This is a genomic window from Vibrio sp. R10-SG3-ISO3, from assembly GCF_059834225.1.
The window spans coordinates 23,084-38,155 of record NZ_JCBDHE010000012.1 but is presented as its reverse complement, the minus strand read 5'-3'; the positions used below and the strand labels follow the sequence as shown (position 1 = coordinate 38,155).

Sequence of the window (15,072 nt, the reverse complement as noted above, 5' to 3'; positions counted from 1 at the left end):
CTATCGCGCTGGCTTTTCACCTGGCGAAAAATAGAGACCAGTGCAAAACGGATAATTGAGGCTTATGGACACCGACACACTCCCCACCCACCAAACCAGTAAACGAGAACAACTTCTCAAAGGTAGCCTTGCTATGGTGCCTCTGAGTATTGCGGTGATCCCTTGGGGATTGCTCGCAGGCTCGTTTGCCATCGACGCGGGATTGACCAGTATAGAGAGCCAAGCGCTCTCGGCGATTTTGTTTGCGGGTTCCGCACAATTAGTCGCAACGGGCATGTTTAAAGCGGGCGCAGGGCTTGCCACTATGTTGCTCACCACCTTCTTTATTACTTCCCGTCATTTGCTGTACAGCGTGTCGATGCGCAACCGAATCAGTCCACTGCCTCTAAAATGGCGTCTGACGCTCGGTTTTTTGCTGACCGATGAACTGTTTGCTATCTGTGGTCAGCAATCTGAGCAGCAGTTCGATCGCTGGTATGCCTTGGGCGCTGGCCTCAGTTTTTATCTTTGTTGGAACTTAGCGACCTTAGCGGGCATTGTGCTTGGCAATCAAATCCCGATAATGAATGAGCTCGGCCTCGAGTTTGCGGTTGCGGCGACCTTTATCGCCATCGTCGTGCCCAATATTCAGTCGTCGCCAGTGATCGTCGCCGTACTCACCTCGCTGATCGTCGCGGTAACTTGTCACTATTTCTCACTCGATGGAGGGCTGATGCTAGCAAGTATCAGTGGCATGTTGGCAGGTTATGTGACGGAGCAAGTGAAAGGGAGAGCGGTATGATTTTAGGATCAATTTTAGCGATGACGGCGTTGGTGTTTCTCAGTCGCTACCTGTTTCTTGAGCCCAAATTACCACTCAAGCTAAATCACAGTATGCAGCGCTTGCTCAGCTACACAGCGCCTGCGGTATTAACCGCCATTTGGGCACCGATTGTCTTTATGCCGGAGGGAGAGCTGTGGCTGTCACACAGCAATCCCTATTTAGTGGGCGCAGTGATTGCGGCCTTGATTGCTTGGAAAACCAAAAACGTATTGCTGACCACCGTCATCAGTATGTGTCTTTTCCTACTATTGAAACTGATGTAACTCACGCATCCGATTATTGTGCAATCCACTCAATCTCCATCAAGGTGGTGTCATCAGTTTTCAACCGCGCAAGGAAGCGATCGCCACTGTGCACTTCGCCCACACCTTGTGGCGTGCCTGTCATGACCACATCCCCGTCATATAGCGTGGTGTAGCTGCCGAGCTCTTGCAAAATTGTTTGTGGAGAATAGATCATCTGCGTGACTGCACCTTTTTGAACGCGCACGCAGTTGATGTAGAGCTCAATGCTCAGCGCATTCACCTCTATGCCATCGAGTGGCATAAAACGGCTAAGCACCGCAGAGCCATCAAACGCTTTTGCTCTCTCCCAGGGTAATCCTTTCCCTTTGAGAGACGACTGCAAGCCGCGTTTGGTCAAATCAAGCCCTAGCCCGACATGGCTATACTCTCCGTTCGTCACCACAAAACAGATCTCCGCTTCGTAATGAAGTGGCTCTTGATGAAAAGAGGACAAGGTTGACGCAATCGCACTGGTTGGCTTGTTAAACACCACCATCTGCTCTGGAACGGCGTTACCCAACTCGTGAATGTGTTCGATATAGTTGCGGCCAATACAGACGATTTTGCTAGGGGTAATCTCACTGCTGCCGAGTTTTATTGACGTCATTTTTCCATCCGTGGTGATCAATTGTCGCTGTCAACTAAAGTACCGATTCTAAATGAGTTTTTTGACAATTTAACCTACCAATCTGATAAATTCAGATCTGCGACTGTTATTTTTGGTTGTGTGTGAATACTTCTGCCAACCAAAGGTATCACGAATGGGAAAAACTCAGTCGCACGGTAAACAACACCATAAATGACGAAAAGACATAGACCCTACTTTCAGTGGTGAGGCTAACCAACGAGGCGCCCATCACTGCCTCGCTTATGCCATCCAGACAGTTGGTTTATATAATCACGAAGAAGCCCATGGGATTCATCATCCACATGGGCTTCTTTTTAACTAATCGTACGGTTAACTACGTTCTAGTGGTTAACGTGCATTCACCGCTTTGATAAAGGTCTCTTGTGCGCCTTCAACGTTGAGCGCTTTGGCTTCTTCTAGCAGACTCAAGGCTTTGTCGAGTAACCCTGCATTGACCGCGTTTTCAATGCTAGACAAGTAGAAAGACTGCTGAGCGTCAGTCAACAATGACGACTCTGCTACTTCATCGGTGCTGATCAGCGCCACCTCTGACGTCGGTTGATTCGCGGTGCTCTTTTGCTCTGCCAACTCTTTTTGGAACTGAGCATGAGCGGTATCCGTGCTCGCAACGGTGATCGGCTCTTCAACGATGACCGCGTCATCCACGGTTGCAACCAGTGTCAGCAGGCCAAATTCTGCATGAGGAATGATTGGGTTAGGGACATCAGGCGGATAGTTTCCGCGAGCAATAGCGTCAAGCTTAACGGGATGCAAGACTTCAGACTCCCCCGAGACCAACTCAGGCGTAGTAAAGACCAACAATTTTACTTTCTGTTTACCTACAGGCTGAACCGTCACTTCACTGACAAGGCGATCGCCATCAAGCGCGTACGCATGTTTGTATTCAAAATCGTCTTTTCCAAAACGCTTGAGGACTTGATTGTTTTCATTGAGCAGCAACGCATTGGGGTAAAAGACCGTTTTTTTAAAATGACTAACGAGTTCTAACTCCAACTCTTTGCCTTGCGTATCGATAGTAAACGCGGCAATGGCACTTTGACCTGTCGTAAAGGTGTAGGTCTGGTTGGTTTTATCAATAGCAAAATTAATTCGCTTGGTTGGCGTTACCTCAACCCATTGAATGTCTGAGTATGACTGAGCCACTTGAGCAACACCCGCGGAATCAAAGACAACGGTTTCCGTCGTAGTACAGCCAAGTAGTGCCATGCTGATTGCACAGCCTAATACGAGTTGTTTCATCGCTACCTCTGCGTTAAACGAAAAAAGCCGACTACAATAAGCCGGCTTGGATTTATGGACTTATAAGACTAGGAAACTATATTACCACCAAGCTTCCATTTGAATACCAACACTGAACTCTGTGTCATCGGTATCATTTGCAAAGCTATCTGCTTCGTGATCCATGAAGTATGAACCGTAGATACGGATTTCAGGGCGCGCCCAGAAGCTAGAACCCGCAGACCATGCTTGTGCAATCGTTAGCTTAGAACCAGACGCGTCTGTCGTCGTGCCACCAGACTTTGTTTCGTCAGCAAAGTAACCCGCTTCAAAGATAGTACGCATGTTCTCATCCCACTTATACATTGGGCGAACAACTGCGTTGTATGCGGTGATGTCACCATCATCAGTATCATTTGCTTGTGCATACATGACTACGTGACCCAATTCCCAAGCGTCCCCTAGACCTGTCACACCCCAGTTGATGATACGAAAGCCATCAGCGTCATTGTTACCACCTGAGCGATCAAACCAGCCACCGCCACCATAGGTCGCCATTTGCTTACCGTAAGAAGAGGTGCCGTATTGAAGAACAGTTTGGTTGAAGCCATTCGATAAGCCTTGACCGATGACTGCCGTTAGCAACACACCGTCATCAGCCGCCACTGTTTGGCCTTTCGCTTCAGAAGCAAAATCATACGCTAAGGCGAGTTCTAAGTTGGCATTTTCCCAAAGATCGATACCTGCATAACGTAGGTCTAAAGTATAGCCTGACACAGTTTCATCTTTAGTTTTGTCGACCTCTTTATAACAGGTATCATCAGCTGGCGTACCAGACCCAGTGCATTGGTCCTTGTCAAATACAAATTCTTTACCGTCGGCCACCGTTTGTGATCCATCATCATGCATTAAAGCAACGGACAGTTTACCGCCACCTAGAGATAGATTTTCGATACCGCCACCTGCACCACCAGACGTATCAAGAAAGTAGAAGTCAGTGATGTGAATGTCTTTACGTTGGTAGTAACGCTGGCCAGCCCATAGAACGGCGTCTTTATCTGAATCGATCAAGCCTTTGGCTTGCACGTTCATCACACGTAATGCGTTAGAATTACCTTCCCAGTTATTGTTACCTGCTTGGCCGTAAGCAACCAATGACTCCAGTTTAAAAGAGACATCGCCTTTGTTGTACAGCTCAGCATTCAAGCCAATTTCTGCGTAAAGGTCGTCTTCATTACCAAGACGGCCTACTTTGTTTTTTTCGTAAGTCACGTGAGAACCTTCACCACTCAGGCCAACACCTGCACGAGAGTAACCGTGGAATTCCACATCAGCTGCGAAAGCACCAGCAGATAATGTCGCAGCCACTGCAGCAGCAATTACACTTACTTTTTTCATTATTTAACTCCATTTATAGGGATTATTATTCTTTTACTCTCTTCCTCTAAGGACATCCCGCAAGGCAGTAACGGAGTGTTTGAAAAAGAGAGGTAAGATAGGACTTGGCTTGCGCTTCATCCTCGTTCGTTTCAACTGTGGCTAGATTAACGAAGCGGGGTAAGGCTGACTTCCTCCACCTCAGATTAATTTGAGGGGGATGAGAAGGGAGGAGGAATGTGGGAGTACGCCGTTGATTTGGTTGAGATCACACTAATCGGGAGGAGTAGAGGAGGATTTCGAAACAAAGTTTCGCACCAAATGACACACGGCTCACGATTTGGTTTTTTGGTTTCATTAAATTGTAATTAAATTTCATTGAGAATTATTTTGGTAATAGGCTTGACCTGCTATAAACAAAACTATTTACTAAAGTGAGATTGAAAAACACACGACAATAAGTAAAAGACAATGCAGTGCTCTCGCCCATACCCATTAGGGGCCACCTTGGATGCAGCAGGTTGTAACTTCTCGATTTTTTCGCCTTCTAACCAAGACTTACAACTCGCGCTTTTTAAAGCCGATGGCTCTTATACGACGTACCCGCTCGTTAATGAAGACGCGGGCATTAAGCACACCTATATAGAAGGGATTAAAGCGGGGCAAAAATACGGCTTTATTACCCGGGTCAACGATGCAGAGCATTATCTCTCTGATCCTTATGCCAAAGCCCTCGACAAGCCTCTCTTCTATGACCTCCCTTTCAATGCTGAAAAAAGTTTCCAATTAGCCAAGTGCGTCGTCACTAAAACCAGTTTTGATTGGCAAGGTGTCGCTAAGCCTCATCGCCCGCGTGACGAAATGGTGCTGTTTGAAACACACGTCAAAGGGGTCACCAAACTTAACCCGAATGTGCCTGAATACTCGCGCGGGACCTACTTGGGCTTAGTCAGCGAAGCGATGATCCAATTTTATAAGCAACAGAACATCAATACCTTGCAACTGCTGCCCGTCGCCGCTTGTATGCATGAGCCGCACCTGCTCAAGATGGATAAAGTCAACTATTGGGGCTACAACCCATACTTGTTTATGGTGCCAGACCCAAGATACGCGATGCATGACGCCGTGACTGAGCTGAAAACCACCATTCGCGAGCTGCATCGCCACGGTATCGAGGTGATTTTGGATGTGGTCTACAACCACACCGCCGAAGGTGGCGCAGATGGCCCAGTGTTTAACCTCAAAGCGCTGGATGCCAACTACTACTTGCGTCACGACGATCACTACGCCAACTACACTGGCTGTGGCAATACGGTGGATCTCTCTTACCAGCCGAGCCTCAACTTAGTCATGGACACGCTGCGTTATTGGGCGCAGGAGTTCCAAGTGGACGGTTTCCGCTTTGACCTAGCCGCAACCTTGGGTCGTGAACGTGAAGCCTTTAATCCTAATACCGCTTTCTTTAAAGCCGTTGCCCAAGATCCCATCTTGCGTGAGGTGAAGCTGATTGCCGAACCTTGGGACATTGGCCCGAACGGCTATCAAGTGGGGAATTTTCCGCTTGGATGGAATGAGTGTAACGATCGCCTAAGAGACATCACCCGCAGCTTTTGGCGCGGTGACCAAGGCTTTATGAAAGAGTTTGCGACGCGCATTATGGGCTCGCGTGACCTCTACAGCGCGGCGAATTGGCCCTATAAACTGACCGTTAACTACATCACCTATCATGATGGCTTTTGCATGCAGGACTTGGTCTCCTACAAGCAAAAACACAATGACGCCAACGGCGAACAGAACCGGGACGGTCACGGGGATAACCGCTCCGCAAACTATGGCATCGAAGGACCAACCGATAATCCGCGCATTATCGAAAAACGCGAGCGGCAGAAACGCAATTTCATGGCGAGCTTACTGTTCGCCTTCGGCATTCCGCACATTTTGACTGCCGATGTCCTCTCTCACACCCAAGGTGGCAACAACAACGCCTACTGCCAAGACAACGAAATTAGTTGGCTCAATTGGTCTATGACCCAAGAAAAGCAGAGCTTTCGTGAGTGGCTGGCGCAAATGGTGAAAGCGCGTCAAACTTACATGGTGCCGTTCATTCGCGCCTTTAGTGGCGATACCCGCAATGAAAACCGCGTACTGTGGCGACGCATTGATGGCACCTTCATGGAACATGAAGATTGGAACCAACTGAGTTGCGTCGCTTTGCAACTGGGCATCGACAAAGCAGGTGACGAGCTGTTCTACTGCATCAACCAAACCACGGCGCCCGCGCGCTTTACCTTGCCAGCAGAAAATCAACAAGAGTGGATGATGATCTGCAACACCGATTCGCACGAAGTGCATCAAACCATTGATCACAAACAAGTGCTGATCGCGCCAGGATCGATGGCGATTTTCCACTACAAGGCGATTTAAGCCAGTGGCCGACAAACTCTCTACTACCGCGCTGGCAAAACAGCGCGGCTTGGACGCCAAAGCCTTGTTCAATCAGTTGAAACTGGCTGGCTACATCAATCGTGATGAAGAGAGTTGGGTGCTAACGGAGCTGGGCAAAAAGTTTGGTGGTGACTACGCCACCCACCCCAAATTTGGCCAGTTTATCGTCTGGCCAACCAACCTACTGATTGATAGTAACGCCACCAGCGGCAAAACGCTCACCGCCACCGAGCTTGGCGAGCGCTTTTCCCTGGCGGCGAAAAAAATCAATCAACTGCTTCAAGAACTCGGTTGGATCCAAAAAACCGAACAAGGCTGGCAAGTGAGTCAGACGGGGCTCAGTGTCGGTGGTTACCAACGTGAGGATAAACAGAGCGGCCAGAAATTTGTCGTCTGGCATGACTCAATAGCGCGCAACAAACGCCTGAGGCAAACGGTGGTCGAGTTTTCCGGTCAAGATGCACACGTGCACGCGACGGATAAATCCCTCTCTAGCTTTCGGCAAAAGTTTGAAGCTAAACATCGCACCTTAGACGGGCACTATGTTCGCTCAAAAGGTGAGCTACTGATTGATAACTGGCTGTACATGAACGGCGTTGTCCACGCCTACGATAGACCGCTGCCTATTGAGCAAGATGTGTTAAGCGATTTTTATCTGCCAACAGGCAACGTCTATATCCAGTATTGGGGCTCAGACAGCGGCGCAATGCCAGATGACCAACGTGAGACCCTTCGCGCCCTCTACGCTCAACACGGTTTTGAACTGATTGAGATACACCCAGAAGAGGTCGAGACACTCGATGAGTGCTTACCCGCGAAACTGCGCGCTTACGGTATCAAGGCGTATTAACCTCTCACTGGCCAAAAACTAAGGCGTATTCACCGACGCCAACCATTCAACAAAGGCGCTCAAATTCGGATTGTCGCTGTCTGAGGGAGCGATCAAATAGTAGCCTTTGCCGGACAGTACCTCATGCTCAAAAGGCTGAATCAGTTGCTGATGCTCGATTTGACGCGCTGCCAGCGTGAGATCGCCGACCGTCATCCCGTAGCCCAGTTGCGCGGCATTCATCGCTTGATCCAAAGTGGCGAAGGTTTGGTTACGTGCGCCGCGCAGTTGACTTAACCCAGTACTATCAAGCCACAACTGCCAATCGGATTGCTCCGCATTCGCGTGCAGCCAGTTAACGCGCCGCAATGACTGGTAAGCATCACCGCCCCCCTCTTGCTGCGCTTGGTGCCAGATCTGCGGTGCACAAACCGGGGAAAGGCGCTCCTCAAACAAAAGCACCTGTCTCACACGCTTGCTCGCACTCGCTCGGCCATACATGATCACCAGATCAAAACTATCAAAGTTAGGGTGGAGCTGATGCTTGGTGGTCGAGGTAAGCTCAACATTAATATCCGGATGAGAAATCTGAAACGCCGTCAATTTTTCCAGCAAAAACGTGGTGATACAGCTAGGTGCATTGAGTTTAATGCGGTTGGCGCTCTCTGCGACCTCACGCACCGCATTTTGCAATTGGTGAATAACCGCTTCGGCCAGTGGCACAAACTTGAGTCCGTCTGGTGTCAGTGCCAAACCGCGAGCGTGGCGATAAAACAGGCTCACCCCCATCATGGATTCAAGTGACTGAATCTGACGGCTGATCGCCCCTTGCGTCATCGCCATCGCACTCGCCGCATGAGTAAAATTGAGATGCTCCGCCGTTGCCAAGAAGGCTTGCAAATTTTTTGTCGAAGGAAGTCGATGATTCATCGTCAATACTTGTCTGCCAGAATGCCACGACTCTAGCACAGGTCATGTTAAAACTCCTAGCACAAGCCATGATAAAAATGCATAGCTATCATGTATTATTTTCGTTTCATCCAACTCCCATTTTTGACTAAATTGGCAATACAAACCGCTTATAAGAAATAATTTTTCATTATGAGCGACTATAAAATCAGTCAAAGGAACGTAAATGGATTCATTAGCGGATAAATTAGCGCCTGAGAGCATAAAAAAATTAATACCTTATCAATCTGCTCGACGCATAGGTGGTCATGGGCGCGTGTGGCTCAACGCCAACGAGTTAGAGACCCCGATCTTTTTTGATGAACAACAATCCGATTACTCCCGCTACCCTGACTACTTGCCTCACGACATCGCGCGCGCTTACCAAGCGTACTGCAATACCGATCAGGATGTGATGGCCGTGCGCGGCGCCGATGAGGCGATTGATCTATTGGTCAGAACCTTTTGCCAGCCAGGTAAAGACAAGATCGCGATTTGCTCGCCAACCTACGCCATGTATGAGTTTTGCGCCGAATCCTTCGCGGTCGACACTATCGATGTCCCTTTGATGGGCAATGCTTTTACGTTAGATGTTGAAGGCATTAAATGCGCAGTGCCAAAGGTTAACCTTATTTTTCTCTGCTCGCCGAATAATCCGACGGGCCAACTGCTCGCCCGTCAAGACATCATTACCGTGCTCGAAAATACAGCGAACGACGCCATCGTGGTCGTGGATGAGGCATACATTGAGTTTGAACTTGGCGAGAGCGTGGTCGACCTTATCGATCACTATCCGCATCTAGTCGTCATCCGAACCTTATCCAAAGCCTTCGGTTTGGCGGCGGTACGCTGTGGTTTTATCATCGCTCAACCCGCGGTTATGGACTATGTGAAAAAGCTCGTCCCTCCTTACCCGATGCCTGACAGCACGGCGGAGATTGTGCTTAAAGCGCTCAGCAACGAGGGACTAAAGAAAGTCGCCGCGGCGACTCAGCGTCTGATTGAGACCAAACAGCGCTTTATCGCGCGCATTGACTCACTGAACTGGATCGAGACCCTCTATCCGAGCGCGACAAATTTTGTTCTAATTCGCACCAAACCCGGTGTGGATCTGTTTCAGTACCTCGCCGAGCATGGCGTGGTCACGCGCAATCAGGCTCATGAGCCAAGTTTGAAGCATTGCGTTCGTATTACCATCGGCTCAGAGCAAAGCATGGATGAAGTTGCCGAGCTCATGTGTCGCTACCCCGCCACTTTGGCGCAGTAACCCATTATAAAAAGGAACCACGATGAAAAAACTCCTTACTCTCATTGCTTGCACCGCCACTATGATGACCGCCCCAGCGTTGGCGAAAACCGTGCGTCTGGCGTCTGATTTCACTTATCCCCCTTTCAACTACATGGATGCCGATGGCAAACCAGCAGGTTTTGACATTGAAATCGCCGATGCCCTATGTGCTGAAGCAAAACTGGAGTGCACTTGGGTATCACAAGGTTGGGATGCGTTAATTCCAAGCTTACTCGCGCGTAAATCGGACGTCATCATGGCCTCGATGCGTATTACTGAAGAGCGTAAAAAGCGCATTCTCTTTACCGACAAGTATTACCAAACGCCAGCACGTTTCGTCACCGCTAAGCAAGGCAACATTGAGATCAGCCAAGCCGGACTGAAAGGGAAAGTGATCGGTGTGCAGTCAGGTACGATTCACGACCGTTACGTCACGGACAAGTTTGGTGATGTGGCTGAAATCAAACGCTACAGTGGTCAAGATGAAGTGTACATCGACATGCAAAACGGTCGTCTGGACGTCACCTTTGGTAACTCAGATCAACTCGCGCTTGCCTTCTTAGACAAAGAGATTGGTGCAGGGTTTGAATTTGTGGGTGAAGCGGTGACTGACAAAGCCTACATTGGTGAAGGCACCGCACTGGCACTACGTCAAAGCGACACGGCCTTAGCCGAGCAGTTTAACCAAGCTATTGCCGCCATTCGCGCCAACGGCACTTACGACAAGATCGCCAGCAAATACTTTAGCTTCGACATCTACGGCGAATAAATAACGGCGGACCAATGAGTCACTGAGCGAATGACGCATTTTCCCAACCGTTCGTCTAAGAGAGCGTCAAAAAGAGAGCCCCACACACTGTTATATATAGTAAGTGGGGCTCTTTGGTGAGTGGTACTCGCGGAATCTACGGGCGATTTGAATAGCGTGCCCGAGCGGCTTGCTCGACGGGCACAACCGTTTTACCAATCGGTGCGAGCGAAATCAGCGCCAATTTCAGGTGTTGCAGCGCGAATGGGATACCAATGATGGTGATAAAGCACGCCACCGCAGAACAGATATGACCAATCGCAAGCCAAATCCCCGCCAGTAGAAACCAGATGATATTACCCACCAGCCCAAATGGACTGGTGCCAATGTCGACCTCATTGGTCAGCTCTTCACGGGAAATCGCCTCTTGGCCAAACGGAAAAAAGGAAAAATTGCCCATCACAAAGCACGCACGCCCCCAAGGAATGCCAATGATGCTGATGAACGCCAGCAGACCAAATAACCACCACATCAGCCCCATAATGACGCCGCCGCACACAAACCAAATCACATTGCCTAGCATTCTTAGCATAGTCATTCTCAGATCTCCTCACTCACTGTTGGTCATCTATTCAAACACAAAACCGCTTCGCACGCTCATTAACTGGCCAGCGCCTGCCACACGGCCGTTATACCACTGATACTGCACAGCAATAAGGCGCCCACGCGAATTTTCTCTTTGGGTAACGAATGCGTCGTCATCTGAGCTAGCTTGTAGCCCACCCAAGCGGCAGGGATCAGCGGCACGGTGATCCAGACATGGTGCCAATTCAAAAAGCCCGCTGGCATTTGAATCATCAAAGAAATGATCGAGCTAAAGACAAAGAAGGCCGAGAGATTACCACGCAACTGGTTTGCTTCTTGATGCTGCAACAAGAGCGCCATCGGCGGCCCGCCAATGGCGCTGCTAGTACCAAAAAAGCCAGAAAAGAAACCTGCGATGCCCATTTTGACGGGGGTTGGCTCAATACGAAAAGGCAGCAGACTCACCGCCACGGCAAACAGCACTAATAAACCGAGCCAAAGCGCGAGCATGTCGGTCGAGACCATCACCAGCAACACGCCACCAGCGATAGAGCCCGGCACACGACCAATCAACGCCATTTTCAAACCGCCAATTTCCACACTGGCGCGATGCTTGAGCGCATTCAGCAGTGAAATAAACAGCGCGACGAGACAGATCGGGGCGGGGACATAATCCGGTGACACTAAAAACAGCAGTGGCGCCGCCACAATCGCCAAACCAAAACCGATGGCGGTTTGGACAAAAGAACCAATAAAAATAAGCAGCGCCGCAATCAGCGCCTCTGAAGTCATCCACTCAGCAAACATAGGTCAACACAAGCAAAAAGCGGTGTTTACCGCTTTTGATAATCAATCAATAACTTATCTTAACTGAGATAGCGTCATGGAGATACCACAGATCACGCTAAGTACCCCATTGCTTGCAAGGTGCAGCGTTACAACGCGTCTATCTGCGCTAGGTAACGCTCCGCCGTTGATAACACCTCTGCCTGCTCGGCCTCTGACAGCTTATCCCAACTGCGATAGATCATACCGATGCGTGGGTTGCGACTGAGACGCTCACGATGAAGCAACATAAAACGCCAGTACAAACTATTAAACGGGCAGGCCCTCTCTCCGCTGCGTTGCTTCACATCGTAGTGACACCCTTTGCAGTAATCGCTCATCTTGTTGATGTAGTTTCCGCTTGCACAATAAGGTTTGGTGGCGATGATGCCTCCATCGGCAAACAGCGCCATCCCGCGCGTGTTGGGCATCTCTACCCACTCTATGGCATCAATATAGATGCCAAGGTACCACGCATCGACCTCGTCCGGTGCAACACCAGCCAGCAAGCAAAAATTGCCCGTGACCATCAAGCGTTGAATATGATGGGCGTAAGACCACTCAAGCGATTGACCAATACAGGCATGCATACACTTCATCTGAGTGCGGCCATGCCAAAAGTAGCTCGGCAAGGGGCGCTGGGCTTGCAGCTCATTGAGCGTCGCGTAGGTTGGCATGTTGATCCAATAAATACCGCGCATATACTCGCGCCACCCGATGATCTGACGGACAAAACCTTCGATCTGCGCCAGCGTAATCGGGTTGTCACTGCGCTGACTCTGGTGGTAACTCTCTAACGCCGCGTCCACCACCTCCCTTGGGGTGAGCATTTTAGTGTTGATCGCAAAAGAGAGTCTGCTGTGGTAGAGGCTCCATTGGCTAAGATGCTGATCGGTCATCGCATCTTGGAAGCGACCGAAGAGCGGTAGACACATTCGGCAAAAGTGCGCCAACAAATTCAAGCCTTGATGACGAGATATCGGCCAGACAAGACGCTCTTGCTGCTGCCCGATCGTCGGGATTTGATGACGCTTGATACGCTCATTGATCGATGTGACATCGTTGGCAAACAGCAGAGGTCTCGGCAGCGCCTCAATATCGGACTTTTTGAGCTTATTGCGATTGTCGCCATCAAAATTCCACTGCCCACCGACGGGTTTGTCTGCGTCCATCAAAATATCAAAGCGCTGGCGCATTTTGCGGTAGAAATTTTCCATCTTGACCGCTTTACCCGACTTAAAATAGTCGCCAATCTCATCAAATGGCAGCAAAAAGTGGTCGCTCTCGACACAGCGCACTTTACATTGAGGCAGTGACAACAGTTCGAGCTGCCGCATCAGTCGGTATTCATTCGGCCTTTGATACTCGAACGTCTCGGCATTCACCCGCTCGACCCAATGCGTAATGAGTGAGGGCAGATCTTTGTAGGGCTCAGTGTCATCGAGGGTCAGATGCACCACGTGATGCCCCGCTTCTTGCAACTCACGTGCAAAGTTCGTCATTGCGGCAAAAAAAGCCGCGATTTTCTGGCTATGATGACGGGTGTAGTGGGCTTCTTGATGCAGCTCTGCGATGAGGTAAAGCACCCCTTCCTCTTTCTGTGCAAACCAAGCGTGCTGATGATTTAACTGGTCACCCAAAATGAGCCGAACACAGGAATAGTTCACTTATCTCCCCTCCCCGCTATCCTCAATCGGCCAACCATTGTAATCGAAGGCATCTAAGCGCGAGAAGGCATCTAAGCGCGAGAAGGCATCCAAGCACGAGTGCGAGGGTGCCCCTTGCCAACGGCGGATAAATTCACCGTCAGGATCGTAAGTTTGGGTCTGTTTCTCGAGATTAAATTGACGTCCGCTGCGTGGATCCGCTCCGACGCCCGCAAGATACTGCCAGTTTCCCCAGTTTGAGGCTACATCGTAGTCCACCAACTGCGTTTCAAAATACGCAGCGCCATAACGCCAATCCATACCCAACTCATGAACCAAACAGCTCGCCACTAGTTGACGGCCGCGGTTGGACATATACCCTGTCGCACGCAACTGTTTCATGCATGCGTTAACGATCGCATAAGGCGTCTCCCCTGCTATCCACGCCGCAAAGCGCTCCGTGTAAAACGACGTGAGCGGGGCTTGATCTGTGATACCTCGAAAAGCGAATAAACGCTGACGATGCAATCTTGCATACCAGTAGAAGTAGTCACGCCATAGTAACTCAAACGTAATCCAATAGGTTGACTCGTTGGCTCCATGAGCCGCCTCATACTGCGCCAGTTTGGCCAAAATGGTCCGTGCACTGAGACAACCTTGAGCGAGCCACGGTGAGAACTTGGTCGAATAAGCCATGCCCTCAAGGCCATTGCGGGTCGCTTTATAGTGACTCGCGTTGGACGTCGAAAAGTAATCGTCACAATGGGCTAGCGCCGCGCCCTCTCCCCCCAGAAACTGCCCGCTTTGGCAGGGACTCGTCGTCACTAGTGGGTAATCGACCTCAATCACACTTGGCAATGTCTCAACCGCAGGCAAGGGCACTGGCACTGCAAGGGGTTCGACACGCTTTCGAAATCGGCTAAAAGTGGCAGGCAGTTCGGCGAGTGAAAAAGGCAGCTCAGATCCATCAAGTATGTGGCCACTCTCTCTTTGGATGATATTGAGATCAGGACACGTTGCTTGCAACGCATCCACTATGCGCTGCTCATCTATACCCGCAAAACGTTGACAATAAAGGTGGGTAATGCCCTGCTCTCGAATGAGAGCTGCGAGCGAAGCGGCGCTAAGATCAGGCAAACAATAGAGGCTTTGACCTAATTTAGCCAAACTGGCCGCCAGATCGCTGGCCGATTGAGACCAAAAAGCCTCTCTGCTCGCTCCCAACTGGCACTGCTGAGAAAAGCGAGAGAGGAAATGGGTCATCTGAGGCGGGCTGCAGACGCAAAGCATCTCATCGACCTGCTCTGCTGCGGCTTGAAGTAATGGGTTGTCTGTCAGACGAAAATCATTGTGAAACCAGTACAACCCTCTTCGAGATGTGGGGAGTGACAAAGCCTTGCTCCATAA

The 15,072-nt window shown here is 50.0% G+C and carries 14 protein-coding genes; 6 read left to right on the top strand and 8 right to left on the bottom strand.

The features are described from left to right. The first annotated feature begins 64 nt into the window (after positions 1-64). Entirely contained in the window at positions 65-781 is a 717-nt protein-coding gene (locus tag AC6R1A_RS02370; RefSeq protein ID WP_500632829.1) for an AzlC family ABC transporter permease, read from the top strand. Beyond that, on the top strand, positions 778-1,086 hold the full coding sequence (locus tag AC6R1A_RS02365) for an AzlD domain-containing protein (protein ID WP_500632828.1): 309 nt from the start codon (positions 778-780) through the stop codon (positions 1,084-1,086). The genes AC6R1A_RS02370 and AC6R1A_RS02365 overlap by 4 nt, the downstream gene beginning before the upstream one ends. 13 nt (positions 1,087-1,099) lie before the next feature. Here AC6R1A_RS02365 and AC6R1A_RS02360 read toward each other — a convergent pair whose 3' ends face one another. The 3 genes from AC6R1A_RS02360 to lamB all read right to left on the bottom strand — a co-directional run bounded on the left by AC6R1A_RS02360 (position 1,100) and on the right by lamB (position 4,372). After that, positions 1,100-1,714, bottom strand: coding sequence for a fumarylacetoacetate hydrolase family protein (locus AC6R1A_RS02360; protein ID WP_500632827.1), 615 nt, complete (start codon positions 1,712-1,714; stop codon positions 1,100-1,102). Between the two features lie 369 nt (positions 1,715-2,083). After that, positions 2,084-2,995: a MalM family protein gene (locus tag AC6R1A_RS02355; protein WP_500632826.1), complete on the bottom strand. Its 912-nt coding sequence runs from the start codon at positions 2,993-2,995 to the stop codon at positions 2,084-2,086. An 81-nt stretch (positions 2,996-3,076) separates the two neighbouring features. Further along, positions 3,077-4,372, bottom strand: a complete 1,296-nt coding sequence (gene lamB, locus AC6R1A_RS02350; protein ID WP_500632825.1) for a maltoporin LamB — start codon at positions 4,370-4,372, stop codon at positions 3,077-3,079. A 450-nt stretch (positions 4,373-4,822) separates the two neighbouring features. Between lamB and glgX the strand changes: the two genes are divergently transcribed. Together glgX and AC6R1A_RS02340 are read left to right on the top strand one after the other, a co-directional pair. After that, complete coding sequence (glgX, locus tag AC6R1A_RS02345) at positions 4,823-6,775, top strand: glycogen debranching protein GlgX (RefSeq protein WP_500632824.1); 1,953 nt, start codon at positions 4,823-4,825, stop codon at positions 6,773-6,775. A gap of 4 nt (positions 6,776-6,779) precedes the next feature. Continuing rightward, positions 6,780-7,646 (top strand): glycerol kinase, encoded by an 867-nt coding sequence (locus AC6R1A_RS02340; RefSeq protein ID WP_500632823.1) that lies wholly within the window; start codon positions 6,780-6,782, stop codon positions 7,644-7,646. A gap of 18 nt (positions 7,647-7,664) precedes the next feature. Here the strand turns inward: AC6R1A_RS02340 and AC6R1A_RS02335 are convergent, their stop codons facing one another. Next, complete coding sequence (locus AC6R1A_RS02335) at positions 7,665-8,555, bottom strand: LysR substrate-binding domain-containing protein (protein WP_500632822.1); 891 nt, start codon at positions 8,553-8,555, stop codon at positions 7,665-7,667. 205 nt (positions 8,556-8,760) lie between these two features. Here AC6R1A_RS02335 and hisC point away from each other — a divergent pair, with 205 nt between their 5' ends. Together hisC and AC6R1A_RS02325 are read left to right on the top strand one after the other, a co-directional pair. After that, entirely contained in the window at positions 8,761-9,840 is a 1,080-nt protein-coding gene (hisC, locus tag AC6R1A_RS02330) for a histidinol-phosphate transaminase (RefSeq protein ID WP_500632821.1), read from the top strand. A 22-nt stretch (positions 9,841-9,862) separates the two neighbouring features. Then, positions 9,863-10,630: an ABC transporter substrate-binding protein gene (locus tag AC6R1A_RS02325; protein ID WP_487903701.1), complete on the top strand. Its 768-nt coding sequence runs from the start codon at positions 9,863-9,865 to the stop codon at positions 10,628-10,630. A gap of 136 nt (positions 10,631-10,766) precedes the next feature. Here AC6R1A_RS02325 and AC6R1A_RS02320 read toward each other — a convergent pair whose 3' ends face one another. The 4 genes from AC6R1A_RS02320 to AC6R1A_RS02305 all read right to left on the bottom strand — a co-directional run bounded on the left by AC6R1A_RS02320 (position 10,767) and on the right by AC6R1A_RS02305 (position 15,057). After that, positions 10,767-11,201: a YccF domain-containing protein gene (locus tag AC6R1A_RS02320; RefSeq protein WP_334552219.1), complete on the bottom strand. Its 435-nt coding sequence runs from the start codon at positions 11,199-11,201 to the stop codon at positions 10,767-10,769. Positions 11,202-11,269: 68 nt separating this feature from the next. After that, entirely contained in the window at positions 11,270-12,001 is a 732-nt protein-coding gene (locus tag AC6R1A_RS02315) for a sulfite exporter TauE/SafE family protein (RefSeq protein WP_487903702.1), read from the bottom strand. 128 nt (positions 12,002-12,129) lie between these two features. Continuing rightward, positions 12,130-13,686: a cryptochrome/photolyase family protein gene (locus AC6R1A_RS02310; protein WP_500632820.1), complete on the bottom strand. Its 1,557-nt coding sequence runs from the start codon at positions 13,684-13,686 to the stop codon at positions 12,130-12,132. Further along, positions 13,687-15,057 (bottom strand): DASH family cryptochrome, encoded by a 1,371-nt coding sequence (locus AC6R1A_RS02305; RefSeq protein ID WP_500632819.1) that lies wholly within the window; start codon positions 15,055-15,057, stop codon positions 13,687-13,689. Positions 15,058-15,072 lie beyond the last annotated feature (15 nt).